We start from the raw sequence: 19,097 nt of genomic DNA on the forward strand, positions 1-19,097 counted from the left end.
TTGCGACATAGTTTCTGGCAGGTCGCCCCCTTCGTTGCTCATTATATACAGGGCTAGAATCATTAATGGTCTGCTTCTGAAATTTAATAACTACGCCGTTAGTATATAAATAGCCTTCCAGTATCCGCATTGCGTCCGCAACACTTTCGTTTTCATTTCTTTCAAAAATCACACCATCCATACCAGTGGGTAACGACCAGATTTTTTTAAAAAGGGCATATCCCGGGCGTCTATGGTTTTACTTTCGCGCAATTCTTTTTCCCGTCTAGCTAGCAACTGCACAAAACCTGGATGGTACATCTTCTTTGTCGCCAGGTAGGTTTTATATATATCCTCAGGCCTTGAAATCACCGCCGCCCAGATATTGTTATCCAGCGGTGCAGCGTCATTATAAGCTGTAAAGGAGGATGGCAGGTCGAGCATATAGCGCCCGGCGCAGTAAGGTTTCATTTCAGCGTTTATCTTGTTCATGGCTACCTGCTGTGATGACGTCAGTGTTTGTGGCGATGGGTCATAAGGGCGAAAATAATGACATACCCCAAATCCCAGTGCGAACAAAACAACAAAAATAATGACTTTCCGTTTTATTTTATCCATTGTGGAGCCTCCCTATCATTTATCCGTTATCCTTTCCGGCTGGTCAAAATGCGCCGGGACGCACGCGTACGCTACGGCTGATCGTGTCCCAGAAGGCAATAATTTCCTCCTTGCTGTAGGAGGTTGGCGGCATGGAATCATTCTCCAGGGTCAGAATAAAATTGGGAGTCTTGTAGCTGGCTGTCATTTCATTGATGAACATATCAAAGCCGTAACGCGGCTCGTCCTGAGATGCCTGTAAACCTGTTGCCAGAAACTCCTGGGCCTGCAGCCCGTTAACACTAAAGACCCCTTTTCTTTCCACATGGCCACGGTATAAGTTACTCTCTATCTCACCTGCTCTCTCCAGCACCGTGTCTTTTTCTCGGGTGAAGTTATCGGTGGAAAGAATAACTCTGATATGTTCCAGTGTCTTACTTTCAAGCCCAACGGAGATATCTTCCCGTTCCCTTGCCGTCGGGTCGGTGGCAATAAACGCATGGGTGATACAGGAACCTGGTTTCCTCGGAATGACGTCATTATCCCTGCCGCTAATTCTCGCCATCAGCGACTGCATCTGGCTGACATCACTTGAGACATAGTTTCTGGCGGGTCGCCCCCTTCGTTGCTCATTATATACAGGGCTAGAATCATTAATGGTCTGCTTCTGAAATTTAATAACTACGCCGTTAGTATATAAATAGCCTTCGAGTATGCGAATAAAATCTGCGGTACCCTCATTATCATTCCGTTCAAAAATAACACCATCCATACCAGTGGGTAACGGCCAGACTTTTTTTTAAAACGGCATATCCCGGGCGTCTATGGTTTTACTGTTTTGTAGCGCCTTTTCACGTAAAGCGATTAACTGCACAAAACCTGGGTGGTACATTTTCTTTGTCGCCAGGTAGGTTTTATATATATCCTCAGGCCGTGAAATCACCGCCGCCCAGATATTGTTATCCAGCGGTGCAGCATCATTATAAGCCGTAAAGGAGGATGGCAGGTCGAGCATATAGCGCCCGACGCAGTAAGGTTTCATTTCAGCGTTTATCTTGTCATAGCTACCTGCTGTGATGACGTCAGTGTTTGTGGCGATGGGTCATAAGGGCGAAAATATTGATACAATCCATATCCCGCTACAATGAAGGCGACCAGGATCATTGCTTTTTGTTTTATCTTATTCATGATAAGCAAGCCCCGTATTTTTAACCTGCTGTGCAATTCTTATAATTGATCGAAGAGTAAACCAGCGCGCATCCATGGTGTTGTCAGATTTGTATGCCCCCTCGTGGTCAACGCCCACACCGAGCTGGGCCTTTAATTTCGGAGAATTAATTACTGCCGCTCTGACCGGTACAGTGCCGTCACCGTCGTCCACAGGAGGTAATAATTCATATTTGCGGCTAACATACCCCTGGTCCGGTGTTTCCAGCGTGGTATAGCGAATGGTCTGGTTAAATTTGTCCGCCGGGTAGAATATTTCTCCCTGTTCGCTGACCAGCGAGCGGTAGGCTTCCGGGGTATGTTTTCCGCTTACGTCCTTCCAGTGTAGTTCAGCATAAGAGGGGTAATTCTTCCCGTCATTGCCATAAAAGGCATAGGTATGTTCATGGTAAAACCCATCAAGCCCCTCAATAAATTTTCTGACTTTACCATCAATAATGTCCACATATGATTGCCAGTCCTGCTCCAGTTGGACTTTATTTATATTTTTATTTTCAGTATTAATAAAGCGTTCCTCACATAACCCCCACCACACCGATCGCTGGGTATAGATTTCCCTATAGGGATTTGTCTGGGGTAAAGGCTGCTTAAGGCCTTCAACATGAAACCAACCCATACCGTATCCCTTACCAGGCAGTAGCTGTAAAGGCCCCGGCGCTTGCGCCAGCACGGCAGTCATTTCAGCGCCATTACCACCAATTACTAAACCGGTTATTCCTGCTTCACCCGCTTTCATGCGCTTATAGGCCATCGGGGCCCCCCGATCCGGCATCACCCCGTGTACAATACCCAGGATTTTTTTCTGTCCGAATTCTCCGTCCAACAATTCCGAATAGTAACGGGCAACCAGCCCTCCCATTGAGTGGGTCACCAGGATCACCTTTTCGCATTTGCGTCCGCTGGCTTTGTAATCGCCAATAATCTTTTCAATACGATCGGCTAGTGCTTGTGCAGAATCCATATTTGACTGTAGCCAGTTATAGCCCACTGCATGAACCGGAAAGAGGTACTGATAGCTTAAAGCCACTTCCTCAGTGGTCAGGGGGCTCTCACCCGTTTCGGCTCCCAAAGGTTTATCCATTAGCCTCTCACGCAAGGTCAGGCAACCATTTTTGCTGGTCTTATTTGTTAACATTATCTGGTTATCGTTCAGTGCTTCCTGGAGCCAGGGGAGGAAAGTGCCATAGCTCATCGCCCCGACTTCCCCCCAGCCCCTGTCCCTGCGCGATGAAAATAACAGCCGCTCTTCTGGGCTTTCAGTCTCGATTGTCCCGCTGGGATCAACCACGGTTTTGGTGGGATCCAGTAATTTTTTTCTTTCCTCGGCGCCCCGCACTAACCAGGATTTCATGCTCCATGTTCCATCTACTTTCCAGATAGACTTGCCGTCAGGACTCATTAAATTACTCCCCATCACCCCCGGTAAAAATACAACCGGGATGACTCTGTCCGGCATCTTATAAAGTTTGAGCCATTGCTCCTTGTCTTTCGGCGTGGCAATGGCCTTGTAGAGGGGATGACCAAACTTGTCGTATCCCAGCAGAACACAATTGCTTTCAGTGGCTTCAATCATCGGTTAGTCCTCATCCTTCAGGTTTATCTGCACTGATGCAGGATCCACCAAGTTTTGCTTCTCCCCACGGCCGTCCGCAGAAGTCTTTAACTCCTGCACGGTACCATCACTGTGCGTCAGGCTGATTTTCTGACCCGCTACGGGTGTCTCAGAATAGGGCCACAGCACTTCAGGTCCCATTTCAAATGCGCTGCTTTCCCACTTCTGGACCGCCTGACTAAAGCTCTGTCCACCAAACTTCTGCCACACCGCCCCGCGCTCGATGATTTTGTCCGGCGCCGCACACTCCACCGTTCCGTCCGCTATCCGGATATATCCTCCGCCGCTCGTCAGCACTATCTCCTGCTTCGCGCTGATGATGAGTTTTCCCTCACTGCTGCTGATGCGGATATCCTTCAGCGCATCCAGCGTCATCTCATCTCCCTGCGCCTGGATCTCCACCTTTCCTTTGCCGGCAAACATTTTGATGCCCAGCTTTTGCGCAAACAGACTTACCCGCTCCCCGGCCGCCACGGTGAATCTTTTCAGTGCGCTGAAATCTGTGTGCCCGCCGCTGGTGCTGATGATGTTGTCTCCCGCCGACTGCTGCAGGCTTTTCCCTGTCACCTGCGCTATCCCTTCCGGGGCTGAGACCAGCAACGCCGCTTTCTTTAAATCCGTCAGCGCCTCTGACAGCAGCGCCTTCTGCGTCTGCACATCTGCCAGCTCAGCCCTCGCCGCCTCTGCCGCGCTGCGTAACGCTTCAGCCAGTGACCGCGCCTGCTCCAGCTGGCTCATCGCCGCCTGCATTTCCAGCACCTGCCCCTGCGCCCTGGCCTGGCCGTCGGCACTGATAAATATCCCTTTCTGCGCCCGTATCGCACCCCAGCTGTCCGTCCTGAGCTCAAATCCCTCACCGCGCTGCTGTTTCTCGCTGTCGACCAGGTGGCCGAGGTTCAGCTGGCTCTTGCCGCCGTATTCCGTGCTGACCTTGATATGCTCTTTCCCGCGCTCGTCATCGAGGCGGATTTTGTTGTTCGCTGGCGTGCGCAGGACGTTGCGTTTGTAGTTCCGGATGGTGACATGGTCGCCGTGCGCCGAGTCGTGCAGCACACCGGCAATATACGGCCGGTCCGGGTTGCCGTCCTCAAAACCAATCGCCACCTCGGTGCCTGCCAGCAGCGGCAGGTGCAGGCCGTAGGTGTCCCCCGCATACGGGCGGGACTGACGGACCCACAGGCTCTCGAACCCGGTCTCCCAGTTCTCACGGTCAAACAGCATATTGACGCGATAGCGACCGTCCTTGTCGATATGCCCGTAGGTGTCATTTTCGGTGGTGCTGGTGACGCGTGCCGGTAAGGTACCGGCCATCACCGGGCGGCGGCCTGGCGCCGGGCGGAAGCAAAAATCCGCGCTGTCCGGGATACCGTCAAACCTGACGCAAAAGTCGGCATCACGCCGGGCATGGCTGTGCATCGCCGTGACCACGACGCCCTGGGTAAACACCTCCGCCACTTCGTACCCGCCGGTGACTTTCAGCCGCATACCCGGTGAAAGGGCCGGGCAGCTGGTGAAGGCAACGGTCTGCGTCTGGCCATTCAGGTAGCGCTCATGCCGGATGCGGGCGTAAAACGCCCCGGACTCCGCTGCCGGGTTGCGGTCATACGCGCTGCCCGGCGTCAGGTAGTTATCCGCCCAGTGGTAGGCATCACCGTACGTGGTGGTATCCCCGCCGGTCGCGTCAACCCGGGTGTTCATGTCCTGCGTGGCCTGACGGTAGTTGTAGTCCAGGGTGCTGACCTGCTTCTGCACCACATTGTGATGGCATTCCATTCCCCAGACTGAATCCACGCCTTTTGAATGCTGGCCCGATGGCGGTACAGACGGCAGCGTCAGGCCTTTCTCATACCCCTGCTGGCTGTCATAAAACTCCACCACGTCAATGCTGAGGCGCGTGTCGGTGGTGAAGCGGAACCATATACCGACCTCACCCAGCAGGCGGGTGATAAAGTGCAGGTCGTCCTCAGCGTACTGCATCACCTGCTCACGGCGTGGATACTCTTTACTCAGTGAGAACAGGAAGTCCTGGCCGCGCATGCCGTGACGTTCGCGCAGGATTTTTTCCACGATTTGCGGAACCGACATGTCCTGGTAAATCGCGTTCTGGTGCGAGCGGTCGAGCAGCGCCAGACGCGGCTCAAGCGTCAGGGCGTAGCGGGTTTCATCTTTTGACGTGCTGAGGCGTTCAAAACCGGTCACCACGCCCTGAATCACCCGCACCGGCTGCTGTATTTTGATACCGTAACCCTGGTCTACCGGGGCCTGTAGCGTCAGGGAAGCCGCTTTCATCAGCATCATCTCTTTGCTGATGGCATGATCCGCGCTGGTGAATTCAGTACGGTAGCTGAACGGTGTGCTCAGGGCTTCATCGCCCTCAAAAGCCAGCACATCAAGCCCTGCATCGCAGCCCTTCACCGAAAGCAGGTGATGGCTGTGGCTGAATCGTAAGGGAAGATTACTGCTCATGCATGCTCACCTTCTGTCCGGTCAAACTCGAGCACTATGCCCTCTTCCTCATCCCAGCCAAGCGTCAGGGTATGCGGCTTCCTTCCCGCCGCCATCTGGCTCAGCAGCTGCTGGCTCAGGACCGGCAGAATCTGCTGGTTCAGCAGGCTGTCGATATTGCGCGCCCCGGTGTCCGGCAGCAGGCAGGCATCGGTCAGCGCATCAGACAGGCTGTCTGCTATAGCGGTTTTCATGCCGTAATGCCGGGCCAGGCGCTGACTCACCTGGCCGAGCTTCATGCCGACAATCGTACGCATCGCTGCCTGTGCCAGCTGACGGTAAATCACCGTCTGGAAGCGCGCCAGCAGCGCGGGCTGGAAGTGGTCCCGCAGGACAGGACGCAGCAGTTCATGCAGTTCGCCTTCGGTGGCGACCGGATTTTCATCCAGCATCTGCATGATAAGGTCGCTGCCAAGGTTCGAGGTCATCAGTATCACCGTGTTGCGGAAGTCAATTTCCCGCCCCTCGCCGTCGCGCATGAAGCCCCGGTCAAACACCTGGTAGAACAGGTTCATCACGTCCCGGTGTGCCTTTTCCACTTCATCCAGCAACACCACGCTGTACGGGCGCTTACGGACGGCTTCGGTCAGAATGCCGCCCTGACCGTAACCCACGTAGCCCGGCGGTGAGCCCTTGAGCTGCGAGACGGTGTGTGGCTCCTGGTATTCCGAGAGGTTGATAGTAATAAGGGACTTCTCGCCGCCGAACAGTTCATCGGCCAGCGCCAGGGCGGTTTCGGTCTTGCCGGTGCCGCTCGGGCCCACAAGCAGGAACACGCCCTGCGGGCCGTTCTCCGGTGCCAGACCGGTTTTGCTGGCGCGCAGGCGCTGCGCAATGGCATTCAGCGCACTGTCCTGACCGACAACGCGTTTCGCCAGACTGTGCTCAAGACTCAGCAGTTCCGTCTGCTCGTCCTTCATCAGGGAAGAGAGCGGTACGCCGGTCCAGTCGGCGATAACGGTGGCGACGGTACGCGCGTCCACATCCAGCCCCAGCAGCGGGGTATTCTGCTGCACGGCAGTAAGCTGCATCTGAAGGTCCGCAATTTCCCCCTGACGGGAGATATCCGTGCGGCAGGCAAGCAGTTCTTCCGTGAGTTTCAGTTCCTGGCCGTACCGGGTTTCCCGTTCATCGAGCTGCAAAATGATGCCGACTTCTTCCTCTCCGATGGCGGCCAGACGTTCGCCGTGGGCGGTATTGCCCACCGCGATATCCTCCAGCAGCGCCTGTTTCTCCATGGCCAGTGCCGTGAGCTGCGCCTTCATCCTGGTCAGCGGCTCCGGCACCGTATCCAGGCTCATGCGGACACGGGCCGAAGCGGTGTCCAGCAGGTCAACCGCCTTGTCCGGCAGCTGGCGTCCGGTCAGATAGCGTCTGGAGAGCGTGACGGCGGCTTTAACCGCCTCATCCGTAATATGCACACCGTGATGCTGCGCGTAGCGTGACTTGAGTCCCCGCAGCATCAGGCAGGCGGTGTCGTCGTCCGGTTCGTCAACTTTCACCATCTGGAAACGACGCTCCAGCGCGGCGTCGCGCTCAAAGTACTGCTTGTATTCGCTCCAGGTGGTGGCGGCGATGGTTCTGAGCTCACCGCGGGCCAGTGCCGGTTTCAGCAGGTTGGCCGCATCGGCGCCCCCCGCCTGGTTGCCCGCACCGATAATGGTGTGCGCCTCGTCAATGAAGAGCAGAACCGGCAGGGGTGACTGCTGCACCGCGTCGATGATGTTTTTCAGGCGCTGTTCAAACTCACCCTTCACGCCTGCACCCGCCTGTAACAGGCCGAGGTCAAGGGTGCGTACCGAGACCGGCTTCAGCGCGTCCGGCACATTGCCTTCGGCGATGCGCAGCGCCAGTCCTTCCACGAGCGCGGTCTTGCCGACTCCCGGTTCGCCCACCAGAATCGGGTTGTTCTTGCGGCGCCGGGAAAGAATGTCCACCATCTGGCGGATTTCATTGTCGCGGCCATAGACCGGGTCGATTCTGCCCTCACGGGCGCGGGCGGTGACGTCGAGGGTGAACCTGTCCAGCGCATTCTGCAACGCCGGGTTCAGCTCTCCTTTTATATCCGCATTCACCGGACGGCCGACAAACTCCACCTCATCGCCCTGCCTAAGCTCCGCTTCCTGCTGCACCTCCGGGCGTTCGTCCGACTGCACATCCAGAAGCCCCCGCAGGTGCTCAAGCTGGCTCTGCGCCAGCGTCAGCAGCGGCCACAGGCCGTCGCAGCGCACCAGTTTCGGTTTGTCCACCAGGGCCATCAGGAGGTGAATGCTGCGGATGTGCTCTTCCCCCGACAGCGAGGCTCGCAGCCAGGCGTCCTGCATCAGTGCCCGGACATTGTCCGACAGCTGCGGACGGCTGCGCACCGAACGTGGCAGGCTGTCCAGAAAACCCAGCATATCCTGCCATATCGTATCCATATCCCATTCGTAGCGCCGCGCCAGCACCGTCAGGTCGCCCTCACCCTGCTCCAGCAGCTTCAGCAGCCAGTGCTCGGGCAGGATTTCGGCATGGGCGCGGGTCTGGCACAGGGAAGCGGCCCCTTCCATCGCGCGGGCACAGTAAGGGTTAAGACGGCGTAACAGGATGGCTGGATTTTCCATGAGACTCTCTCTTTATCAGTTCCGGACACGCTACCGCCCGTCGCTGTTCCCTGTTATTCAGGAACCCAAAGCGCATCAGGTCGGGCAGGCAGATTGTGTTTTTCTTTGCACAGCGTCCGTGCATACAGACGCTGTGCAAAAAACTGCGGACAGGGCCCTGTCCGCATGCGACTTACGCGGTGGCGCGTTCGTTCCAGGAATCGGAATGAATGATGTTGCCGTCCTTGTAGGTCCAGGTGATTTTTTCGTAGCGCAGTTCAATCTGCTCGAGGTGGTTGTGCTTCTCGAACGCCGGATCCTTGATGTCGTGCATCTTCGGATTCACTTTCACCAGCTTCACGTTCTCAAGCTTCGTGTTGAAGTACTCCACTTCCTGGCCCGCGTCATTGATTCTGTACCACTTAAATTCCGCAGACTTCAGGGTCTGGCCGGTGGTCACCGCCTTGTACAGGTACGGGCTGGACGAATCGATTTCCTTGGTGAACAGGAACGGGGTGTGGATACGGGTACCGGTCAGCTTGCCGGTGTTATTGTCGGTCGGGATGTACAGGTTGTGCTCCTGGGCCACCACCTCGATGCTGCCTTCACGATCCTGAACGTCCACAGACCCTTTGATGTCCGCGCCGCCGTCGTCCTTCAGCCACAGATAGACTGGTATTGCCATGTTAATTACTCCGTTAAGTTGTTATCAGCGCCATCATCCTGCGATGACGCGGGGGTGTTGCCCGGCAGCTGGCAGGCGTTCGCCTGCGGCACCAGACTGATTTCGACACGGCGGTTCAGCGCCCGGCCTTCCGCCGTGTCGTTGGTGGCGACAGGTCGGCTTTCACCGTAGCCCTGCACCGCAAAACAGCTCTCCGGCACATCGCCGGTGTCCCGCATCCAGTCGCGCACCGACTCCGCACGCTTCAGCGACAGGACCTGGTTGGACTGGTCATCCCCGGTGCTGTCGGTATGGCCTGCGACCACAATCAGCCAGCCGGGCTTCGCCTTAATGCCCACCAGTGAGTTCACCAGCAGCTTTGTTGAGGCGGGTTTCAGCGCCCATTTGCCGGTATCGAACAGCGACATGCTGTCGAGGCGGATGATTTTCGGCGCGACCTTTTCCACAGGCTTTGGTGGAGGAGGTGGTGGCACATATGAGCGGATCGCTTCCAGCACCGGTATTCGCAGACGTTCCCCCCGATAAAGCCCCAGACCCAGCCGGGCCGGTACACCATTGCGTGCATGCTCATCCAGCAGCGCCGCATCCTCGCGCAGCACCTGTACGGCGCTGGCTTTAGGACCGTAATCATCCATGGCGATGCTGTTGTAACGGACAATATCGAAGCTAACGCGTTGCAGCAGCTGGCGGTTGTTCCAGCCACTGCTGAGCAGTGCAGCAATGGTCGCCAACGTGAAGATTCCGAGCGCACCGCGCCAGGTTCGTCCATGCGGTGTCAGGCCTCGTCCTTCTGGCAGTAAAGGGAGGACAAAATTCGGGAACAGGGAAATAACCGTACTGTCCGTTCCCGCCGGCTGCCAGCCCGACACCTGCTGCATCGCAGTATGGCGGGACAACCACGCTGTCCAGACAGAGGTGGCCATGCTTCCGGCCAGGATCGGGCCCAATCCCCACAGAACCGCAACAGGTTCAATGACAGGAATATCGGGGTTTTCATCCATAAGGACAGCGTGGACGTGCTGTTGGAACCAGCTCATCAGGCTGTTCATAAGCACCTGTTGATGCATCGCAGGCGTTCCGCCAGTATTAACCCATTCAGCAACTGAGCCAGGCGCTGAAGTCCCACTCCAGACCTTTACCCCTTCCCCCAGGATCGCCGTCTGCCAGAGCATGTCATTCATCATCGCACTGCCGACCTGTCCATTCAGAACCAGTGGCACAGAATGGCCGGTTGCTTTACGCAACCGACTAATCTGCCAGCGCAGGGCAAGCAAACGACTGGTAAGGCGTTCACTGTCAGGGTGCTGCTGCGGACAAACACTGACCATCACTGACAGCTGACGTCCCCAGTCGGGGCGCAACCACAGTACCTGACGGGCGGCCTGCTCCAGTTCCAGATGATCCTCCACACGGATCCAGCAGCCCTGCGTGACAGTAAGTACCGGTGACTGATGCGGCCAGGCAAGCGGCAGATCGCCACAGACCAGTACCACGGGCTGGCAATAACTGGTTTCAGGCAGGTCCTCCAGACACAGGGTGAAATCGTGCTGCACGCGACGGCAGGCGACAGCCCAGAACGCCATGATTAGCCCCAGTACCGCCAGCAGGACGAGAACGGAAACCAGCCGGGATGCTGGCAGAAACCACAGGCAGACCACTGCACTCAGCAGGGCAGCCCAGAGCGCAAGCCCGCGCTGTTGTGCAGGGCTCATTTCACGGCTCCCGGCAGCAGGGTAAGCAGTGTCTGATCCAGCCAGCAATCCAGTCCCCACCATAATGCGGTGACCACCACCACACTCAGGCCAATGCGCATGGGCCATGAAGCAAGCCAACCCCCTATCCCCCGTCCGGCATGGCTTTCCGCCAGAACGGGATGGGGTTGTGAATAGCTGAACGGCGCAACATGTTCATTAAGTGCATTCATGAGTTTCTGCCGCTCAGGATCGTTCAGGGAGCGGAAGTTGCCGAGGAATCCGAGCATCATGACCCGCTGGAAGCAGGTCACGACAGCGTGGTCAGGAGCCGGTTCACGCAGCACATCGCGCATCCGATCGCACAGCGTGTCACCGGCGTCCATGGTGCCAAGGAAGTGCCCCTGCAGGGGAATGTCATACCACTGCACGCAGGCATCATCCTCCACACCGCGACTCTTAACCGCCTCATCCAGCAGCGCACATTGTGCGGTGAGAATATGCCGGCAGCTGGCTTCATCAAGTTCGCCCGCTTTCAGCTCACGCTGCACACGTTCGACATCAGCAATGCAACGCTCCCACAGCGTGCGCCCTTCTCCATCCTGAAATTTCGGACCGTGACGCAGGCTGATCACCTGCAGCCAGGTATCCTGCAGCAGGGCATCAATATCAATGGCCGCGGCAGCGCCGCGTTTACGCTCACTCATGTTCTCAGCACCGCAAAGAGTTCGAGCTCAGGCTCGCCGAGCATGCCCGGAACGTAAAACATGCAGGTGCCGCCCTGGAGCATTTCAGTGGCCTGAGGATGAGAGACATCAAGACTGAAATACTGATTTTCCAGACGTAACGGAATGGCTGCCGGCACATGGCGCAGCGGGGTCAGCGGCACGCCCACCCGCGATGAATTGACGATACTTCTGACATGATCGGGGCTGCCAACCTTGCACTGGCGCGGGAACTGCTCCTGCAGCTGAGCCACCGGCACCATTGAACGCACGGAGAGGTAGTAATCCGCCCCTTCACGCAGACGCGGATCATGCAGACGGGCCTGCCAGAAGTGCAGCCGGGCATCGTGCTCAAGCTCAATCGCCACCACCCGCGATGGCAGACTGGCTTCCAGAAGGTCCCCCAGTAAATCAAACAGCGACGGAAATACGTTATTCAGTTGCTCGTGCTGCCAGACCGGGATCGCACTCACCTGGTGCTCCAGCGAGAAGGTCAGCAGGCTGCCCGCCAGGCGGGCCAGCTCCGGATACAGGCGTTCAGGCGGACTTTGCGGATGGCGCTGAAATTGCCCCAGCACGGGCTCAGCGCTGTTGAGGGCATTCAGCAACCAGAACAGCGACACGTCGGCCACGGCAAAGTCTGCCATGCGCTCATTACTTTCCCGTCGCATGGCCATCAGTCGGCTCAGGCGTACACGTAGCTGGATCATCAGCTGTTCGAGCTGGGTTAACAGCCAGCGGCTGCCCTGGATGGCCAGGAGCGGGGGGAGAAACGTCTCATCAGGCTGCCACGCCCCCTGCAGATCCTGCTGCAGGCGGGCAACCGGACAGGTCAGGTAATCGCTGTTGTTCTGATGTGCAAACCGCAGCGTCAGCTCAGGACGCATTACCGCAATCTGGCGGGTATCGTCCCCGAAGGTATTGCGGATATCCTGCCAACGCTGGCGATAGCGAACAGGACGCCCGGCTACCTCATCGGGCTTAAGACAGTTGCCACCATTCGCGCGCAGCAGCGGAAGCGCGAGCATCACTACCACCTCATTTGATTCACTCTCCAGCGCCAGAACCGGTGGCAGATCGTCAGCATTATCCGTGTCGATAAGCGTCCCGTCGGGGAAACGGATGTGCAGATGGCGGGCCTGCAGGCGGCCCAGTTTCAGTGCATCCGGTTCGAAAGTGGCTTCAATCACTCCCCAGGGATGGGAGAGACCTAACCGGGCGATGCATTCCGCAGACCAGGCCGCATACGCGGCCTGTTGCTGGAAGTGCTGGGGAGAGACCATCTGGCCCCTGCCCCATAACGGTTGTTCCGTTTTCATGCTTCCTGCCTTACGTTACGCTTTCGCTTTCGGCATCTGGCTCACCAGAGACAGGTTCACATCCATGCCTTCCACCTGGAAGTGCGGCACCGCAAACAGCTTCACGCGGAAGAAGCCCGGGTTGTCTTCGATATCTTCCACCACCACCTTCGCGTCACGCAGCGGATGAGAAGCCTGCAACTCATCGCCCGGATCGGTCATTTCCGTCACCAGACTACGCACCCAGGTATTCAGCTCCAGCTCCAGCAGACGGCGGTCCTTGGTGGTGCCGATGTTCTCGCGCTGGATGAGCTTCAGATAGTGCGCAATACGCGACAGCAGGAAGATGTACGGCAGACGGGCATTGATGCGGCTGTTGGCCGTGGCATCTGCGGTGTCGTACAGCGCCGGTTTCTGCGCGGAGTTCGCTGAGAAGAAGCAGGCATAGTCGCGGTTTTTGTAATACGAGAGCGGAATAAAGCCGAGGTTGGCAAACTCAAACTCGCGGGTCTCCGGGATCATCACCTCAGACGGGATTTTCACCTGGTTGCCGGTACCCAAATCGTACAGATGAATAGGCAGATCTTTCACCGCCCCGCCCGCCTGCGGGCCACGGATCTGCACGCACCAGCCGTTATTGATGAAGCTCTTCACCATGTTTGACGCGAAGGAGAACGACGCGCTGGTCCACAGGTATTTCTCGTGATCCGGGCCTTTCACCTGCTCAACGTAGTTAAAGCTGCGTACAGGTACGGTGTCCGGGCCATACGGCAGACGCCCCAGCACGCGCGGCATCACGAGGCCGATGTAGCGGGCGTCGTCAGTATCGCGGAAGGATTTCCACTTGATGTATTCAGCGCGGTCGAAGTAGTTGCCGATATCCTTAATCGCAGCAACCTCTTCCATAGAGTCTTTCAGGAAGAATTTCGGCCCGACAGAGCCAATAAACGGCATATGTGCGGCAGCTGACACTTTAGAGATGTTGCGCAGCAGCGCCACATCCTGGGGACTGGCGTCAAATTCATAGGATGAAATCACTGAGCCAATCGGCTCGCCGCCCGGGGGGTCGTATTCGGCGGTATAGGTGTGCCAGTAGAGGCCGCTCTGGATCAGTTCCGGTGCATCCTCAAAATCCTGGCGCAGGTCGTCCTTGGAGACGTCCAGAATCTCGGTTTTCACATTCTGGCGGTAGTCGGTGTTGTCCACCAGCTGCTTCAGGCCGCGCCACAGGGACTCCACCTTCTGGAACGCCTGGTGATGCATTACGGCATCCAGCTGACGGCTGATCTGGAAATCCAGTTCGGCGATATGGTGGTCAATCAGCGTTTTGTCGAGCTTCTCCACGGGCTGACCGGATTTGCGGATGCAGTCCATAAACACCTGCATCGCCGCCGTCAGGCGTTCACCCGCCGGCGCGTCAGAAAGCGCGGCATCATCCAGAAACGCATTGATATCACCCAGGCTCGAGGCCGGAGTCAGGTTGATTTTTTCAAACAGGGAGGCGTAAACGCCCTCTTTTTCCAGTACGATGGTCTGCCCCTGCGCGGAGGCGGTTTCACTATTCACAGACATCAGCATATTCCCGGTTAATCCATTAAATTACACATGCCGCTTATTTCGGGGCCAGTGCACTCATTTCGTCACGTAATTCCTGAGACAGCGCCGGGTCTTTAAGAATTTTCTCGAGTTCTTTTCTGAAAGTGGCGTTATCAAGAAGATTGGATTTGAGGTCGCGTAATAAATTACGCATGGCCAGCATGGCGCGGAGCTGGGGGATCTGGCGGGCAACCTGTTCAGGTTCGAAATCCTTAATATCGGAGAAATTCAGTTTTATACTTTCCTCCGAACCATCGACAGCCATGGTGTTAGGCACCGTCAGATTAACCTCCGGGTTAAATTCCGAAAGTACGCTATTAAAGTTATTTTTGTTGACGTTGATTTTCTTCCTTTCGGACAATGGACGATTCTCTTTTCCATTACTGAAATCACCGACAGTGAGAAGTTTAAGCGGCAGTTCGACTTTCTTCTGCGCGCCGCCTGTATGCAGCGCCAGTTTTAAATTTATGCGTGCCTTGGGCACCTCATTCTGAAATGAATCGGCCATAGCAGTCCCTTTCTTTGCAAGAAATACGAGTTAAGTGAGTGACGGGTCTTTACAAAACCATATTAGAGCAAAAGCCCATTCATGATCAACTTTTCAGATCAAAGATCTGTATATGGATTTTTCTTAAGAATTTTCCACTAATCAGTAGTATTTATAAATTCCAGATATAAGTGGCACGCAGAAAGTATTAACCATTTATTCACAATAGATTAGCAGGAACGTCTGCCTTGATAGAGAATATTGAATTCATTGCCACCTGTCGTTGAATAATTGATTTATATCAATGCTGATTTAAGCATCAGCTGCAAAATCGCAGAGACATATCATCTTATTCAATAAACCTCCTGAATATGGAAAAATCCTAAATCGGACAAAAGTCAGGTTTTAAATAGCAGGAATTAAGCTATTACATGGAGGATGTATAAATGCTTGCACGCTTTTCAATAAACTGGAAAAGAGATGTCGTTCGAAGCATTCATCAAAAGAATAAATGATTTTTTATGAAAGGAATTTTGATAATAACTAGCCTGTAGGTACCATGAACCGTGTGTTCAGGCGCTTAAGCGATGTATAGCTATTTGCCAAAACCACTTAAGCGCCTTTCCTGTTTTTTAATGCTTTTCAATATACATTGTACGACTGTACGCAACATCCTCTGGGTTATTTATCGGATACCCTTTAACCCAGGGCTTAATGAGGCGGCCATTGGTGTATTGATAAATAGGGGCTATCGGCGCTTTCTCGGCGAGGATCTTCTCGGCCATGTTGTAGTCTGCATTACGCGCTTTTTCAGTGGTTTCGAGCGTCGCCTGATGAATAATCTTATCGTAAGCAGGGTCGTTGAACCGTGAGATGTTGCCGGTGTGAGAGGACGTCAGCAGCGACAGGAATGTCGACGGCTCATTGTAATCCCCTACCCACGACGCACGGATCACGTCGAAATTCCCGGTATTGCGGCTGTCGATGTAGGTCTTCCATTCCTGATTCTGCAACTTAACGTCAACACCCAGATTTTTCTTCCACATAGATGCGACGGCAATGGCGATTTTCTGGTGGTTTTCAGACGTGTTGTACAGCAGCGTTAATTTCAGCGGGCGCTGGGGACCATAGCCTGCCGCCTGTAATAACGTTTTCGCCTGAGCATTTAGCTCCTGCTGCGACATCTGCTCAAATGGCGAGATTTCCGGTGTAAAACCGGCAGTGACATCGGGAGTGAAATGCCAGGCCGGTTTCTCACCGGTTCCCAGGACTTTTTCAGCCATAATACGTCTGTCGATAGTCATGCTGAGCGCCAGACGTACGCGGGCATCCGCAGTTGGGCCTTTTTGTGTGTTAAACGCGTAGTAATAGGTCCCAAGCTGTGGCGGTGTATAAACCTGTCCCGGAATATCTTTAAGCAGCTTCTGGTACATGTTTTTCGGAAACGATTCTGTAATATCGATATCGCCCGCCAGATAGCGTTTGGTCGCTGAGGACTCCTGGTTGATTGGCACAAAGGTGACTTTTTTAAGCACCGTGTTGGCGTTATCCCAGTAGTGAGTATTCGGCTCAACCACCAGTTTTTCATTCACCACGCGATCTTTCAGCACATACGCACCGTTGCCGATGAGCGCGCCAGGGCGCGTCCATTCTTTACCGCTTTCCACGTTTGCCTTTTGAACAGGATAGAACGCAAAGCTAGCCGTGAGGTTGCTGAACCATGGCAGCGGTTTATCCAGCTGCACGCGCAGAGTTTTAGCATCGACTGCCGTCACGCCGAGCGTTTCCGGTGCAGCTTTACCATCAATAATGGCCTGCGCATTATTAATACCCGCCAGCGCTGCAAACCAGGCGAAAGGTGACGTAGTTTTAGGATCAACCAGACGACGCCAGCTGTAGACAAAATCTTGTGCCGTCACAGGGGTACCGTCAGACCACTTCGCGTTATCCCGCAACGTAAACGTCCAGACACGGTTATCGTTGCTCTGCCAGCGCGTCGCCACGCCGGGAACCAGCTCCCCTTTTTCGTTCTGATTCACCAGCCCTTCATAAAGGTCGCGGATCACCTGTATCTCGGGTAAACCCACCGCTTTTGCCGGATCGAGCGAGGCGGGTTCATCTTTAATGTGTCGAACCAGCTCCTGCTTTTGCGCCAGCACCGTTCCCCTGGGAACCTCCGCGGCATATGAAAGTGAAGAAAACCCGCACAGCCACAGCGCAGTGCAAAGAAGCGAAACAGGATGCTTCATACGATCCCCTTAATGATGTCAGGTAACAGGCAGATGCGTAATTATTTGTTTCGAAACGGAGAAATGCAAATGCTTCCTCAGGAAAGTTGATGTCAGGCAATTTTACACACAGACGGAAACTATTTGATTAAGCGCGGGTTTTGCACAACACTGCCAGAAGCGACTTCATCATCAGGGTTTATTATGGCAACCACCCGACCAAGAACGGAACGCGGCGCCTTCCCGCCCGGGACTGAACATTATGGCCGCTCATTTTTAGGCGCCCCACTGATCTGGTTTCCGGCTCCCGAGCCCGATCGCACTAGCGGCTTAATCATTGCGGGCACACATGGCGATGAAAACTCGTCCATAGTGACGCTTTCGTGCGCGCTACGTACGCTGGCCCCCGATTTACGACGACATCATGTGATTTTGACCGTCAACCCGGACGGATGCCAGCTTGGATTACGGGCGAATGCACGAGGCGTTGACCTTAACAGGAACTTTCCGGCAGCAAACTGGCGTGCCGGTGAAACGGTGTATCGCTGGAACAGTTCGGCGCAGGAACGAGATGTGGTCCTGCTTACGGGAGAAAAACCGGGTTCCGAGCCCGAAACCCAGGCTCTGTGCCAGCTTATTCATAAGATCCACCCGGCCTGGGTTGTCTCTTTCCACGATCCCCTCGCCTGTATTGAAGATCCTCGTCATACGGCGCTCGGGCAGTGGCTGGCGGATGCGTTTGCTCTACCTCTGGTAACCAGCGTCGGGTATGAAACGCCCGGGTCGTTTGGCAGCTGGTGCGCGGACCTCAGTCTTCACTGTATCACCGCAGAGTTTCCGCCTATTTCCTCGGATGAAGCGAGTGAAAAATACCTCAGAGCGATGACAGATCTTCTGCGCTGGCAGCCTCAAAGATGAAGTACGCCGGAGGTAAAACTCAGGGCGGGTGAAACGTCAACCGCCAGCCAAGTTGGGCCATCCAGATCGGCAAAACGCACGCTGTTCACCAGCGGGAGTGCAGCACTGATCGCTCTGGACGTGCACAACATACAGCCCAGCATCAGGGAAAAGCCTTGCGCCTGGGCATCTTGTGCCAGTGCCAGGGCCTCGGTTAACCCACCCGTTTTATCCAGCTTGATGTTCACCATCTCGTAGCGGCCCTTGAGGGCTGACAGGCTCTCACGGGTATGACAGCTTTCGTCTGCACAGACGGGAAGCGGATGAATAAAATTCGCCAGCGCGGCATCGTCTTCTGCCGGGAGAGGCTGCTCCAGCATGGCAACGCCCAGATCGGCAAGCAGCTGACAACGGGCTGCCAGCCCTTCGCTGTGCCATGATTCGTTCGCATCGACGATAAGGGTGGCATCAGGTACCGCCGCACGAATGGCGACCATGCGTTCGCTAATCAGACGATCGTCGAGCTTCACCTTTAATAAGGTTGCACCGGTTGCATATAGCGCCTGGGCGCTGGCCGCCATTTGCTCTGGTTCACCGATGACGACCGTTTGCGCGGTGACGATCGATTGCGGCAGCGTAACGTCCAGCAGCGAAGGTAGCGGTTTTTGTTGTTTCGCCGCTTCCAGACTCCAGAGTGCGCAGTCAATCGCGTTACGTGCCGCTCCGGCCGGCAACCTCTGCTGAAGAGCCTCACGCGTCAGGCCCGCCTGCAACTCGGGCACCACCGTCATAATTTGCGCCATGACTGACGCCAGGCTTTCTCCGTAGCGAGGATAAGGGGTACATTCCCCGACGCCTTTTACGCCGTCCTCTTCACATTCAACCACGACCACGCAGGCCTCATTACGGCTGCCGCGCGAGATCACAAACGGGGTGTGCAATGGCCAGGCTTCTTCATAGACCTTAACGCTTCTCATCACTGACTCCT

General features: G+C 55.4%; 13 protein-coding genes and 2 pseudogenes. 1 reads left to right on the plus strand and 14 read right to left on the minus strand.

Translation table 11 applies throughout. From position 1 onward, the window contains the following. Window positions 1-13: 13 nt before the first annotated feature. The 13 genes and pseudogenes from HWQ15_RS23365 to HWQ15_RS20630 form a co-directional block, all read right to left on the minus strand. Window positions 14-597: pseudogene (locus HWQ15_RS23365) on the minus strand (hypothetical protein); the annotation flags it as partial. 43 nt (window positions 598-640) lie between these two features. Continuing rightward, window positions 641-1,153 carry a T6SS immunity protein Tli4 family protein gene (locus HWQ15_RS23370; protein WP_311831710.1) on the minus strand — a complete coding sequence of 171 codons (513 nt, stop codon included), beginning with the start codon at window positions 1,151-1,153 and terminating at the stop codon, window positions 641-643. A gap of 27 nt (window positions 1,154-1,180) precedes the next feature. Further along, window positions 1,181-1,618: pseudogene (locus HWQ15_RS23375) on the minus strand (hypothetical protein); the annotation flags it as partial. Window positions 1,619-1,756: 138 nt separating this feature from the next. Beyond that, entirely contained in the window at window positions 1,757-3,376 is a 1,620-nt protein-coding gene (locus HWQ15_RS20585) for a hypothetical protein (RefSeq protein WP_063216467.1), read from the minus strand. A 3-nt stretch (window positions 3,377-3,379) separates the two neighbouring features. Then, on the minus strand, window positions 3,380-5,881 hold the full coding sequence (locus HWQ15_RS20590; protein ID WP_063149692.1) for a type VI secretion system Vgr family protein: 2,502 nt from the start codon (window positions 5,879-5,881) through the stop codon (window positions 3,380-3,382). Continuing rightward, on the minus strand, window positions 5,878-8,523 hold the full coding sequence (gene tssH / locus HWQ15_RS20595) for a type VI secretion system ATPase TssH (protein ID WP_063149693.1): 2,646 nt from the start codon (window positions 8,521-8,523) through the stop codon (window positions 5,878-5,880). The genes HWQ15_RS20590 and tssH overlap by 4 nt, the downstream gene beginning before the upstream one ends. 172 nt (window positions 8,524-8,695) lie before the next feature. Then, window positions 8,696-9,187 carry a type VI secretion system effector Hcp gene (gene hcp / locus HWQ15_RS20600; protein ID WP_009653685.1) on the minus strand — a complete coding sequence of 164 codons (492 nt, stop codon included), beginning with the start codon at window positions 9,185-9,187 and terminating at the stop codon, window positions 8,696-8,698. A 5-nt stretch (window positions 9,188-9,192) separates the two neighbouring features. Next, the gene (locus tag HWQ15_RS20605; RefSeq protein ID WP_038416146.1) at window positions 9,193-10,899 is read right to left on the minus strand and encodes an OmpA family protein; all 1,707 of its coding nucleotides are present in this window, start codon (window positions 10,897-10,899) and stop codon (window positions 9,193-9,195) included. Further along, window positions 10,896-11,585 (minus strand): type VI secretion system protein TssL, short form, encoded by a 690-nt coding sequence (gene tssL, locus HWQ15_RS20610; protein WP_023300235.1) that lies wholly within the window; start codon window positions 11,583-11,585, stop codon window positions 10,896-10,898. Before tssL ends, HWQ15_RS20605 begins: the two co-directional genes overlap by 4 nt. Further along, a complete protein-coding gene (gene tssK / locus HWQ15_RS20615) occupies window positions 11,582-12,922 on the minus strand; it encodes a type VI secretion system baseplate subunit TssK (RefSeq protein ID WP_063149698.1) in 1,341 nt (446 codons plus the stop codon). The genes tssL and tssK overlap by 4 nt, the downstream gene beginning before the upstream one ends. Before the next feature lie 15 nt (window positions 12,923-12,937). After that, complete coding sequence (gene tssC, locus HWQ15_RS20620) at window positions 12,938-14,479, minus strand: type VI secretion system contractile sheath large subunit (RefSeq protein WP_074184509.1); 1,542 nt, start codon at window positions 14,477-14,479, stop codon at window positions 12,938-12,940. A 34-nt stretch (window positions 14,480-14,513) separates the two neighbouring features. After that, a complete protein-coding gene (gene tssB, locus HWQ15_RS20625; protein WP_023300236.1) occupies window positions 14,514-15,005 on the minus strand; it encodes a type VI secretion system contractile sheath small subunit in 492 nt (163 codons plus the stop codon). A gap of 611 nt (window positions 15,006-15,616) precedes the next feature. Continuing rightward, complete coding sequence (locus tag HWQ15_RS20630) at window positions 15,617-17,233, minus strand: ABC transporter substrate-binding protein (RefSeq protein ID WP_023300237.1); 1,617 nt, start codon at window positions 17,231-17,233, stop codon at window positions 15,617-15,619. A gap of 183 nt (window positions 17,234-17,416) precedes the next feature. On the opposite strand from HWQ15_RS20630, the gene mpaA reads away from it, so the two are divergent. After that, complete coding sequence (mpaA, locus tag HWQ15_RS20635) at window positions 17,417-18,130, plus strand: murein tripeptide amidase MpaA (RefSeq protein WP_022648287.1); 714 nt, start codon at window positions 17,417-17,419, stop codon at window positions 18,128-18,130. Here the strand turns inward: mpaA and ycjG are convergent. After that, complete coding sequence (gene ycjG / locus HWQ15_RS20640) at window positions 18,121-19,086, minus strand: L-Ala-D/L-Glu epimerase (protein WP_063149441.1); 966 nt, start codon at window positions 19,084-19,086, stop codon at window positions 18,121-18,123. The genes mpaA and ycjG overlap by 10 nt on opposite strands. Window positions 19,087-19,097: the final 11 nt, after the last annotated feature.

The sequence above is a fragment of the Enterobacter sp. DSM 30060 genome (genome assembly GCF_013375955.1).
Classification (GTDB): Bacteria; Pseudomonadota; Gammaproteobacteria; order Enterobacterales; family Enterobacteriaceae; genus Enterobacter; species Enterobacter intestinihominis.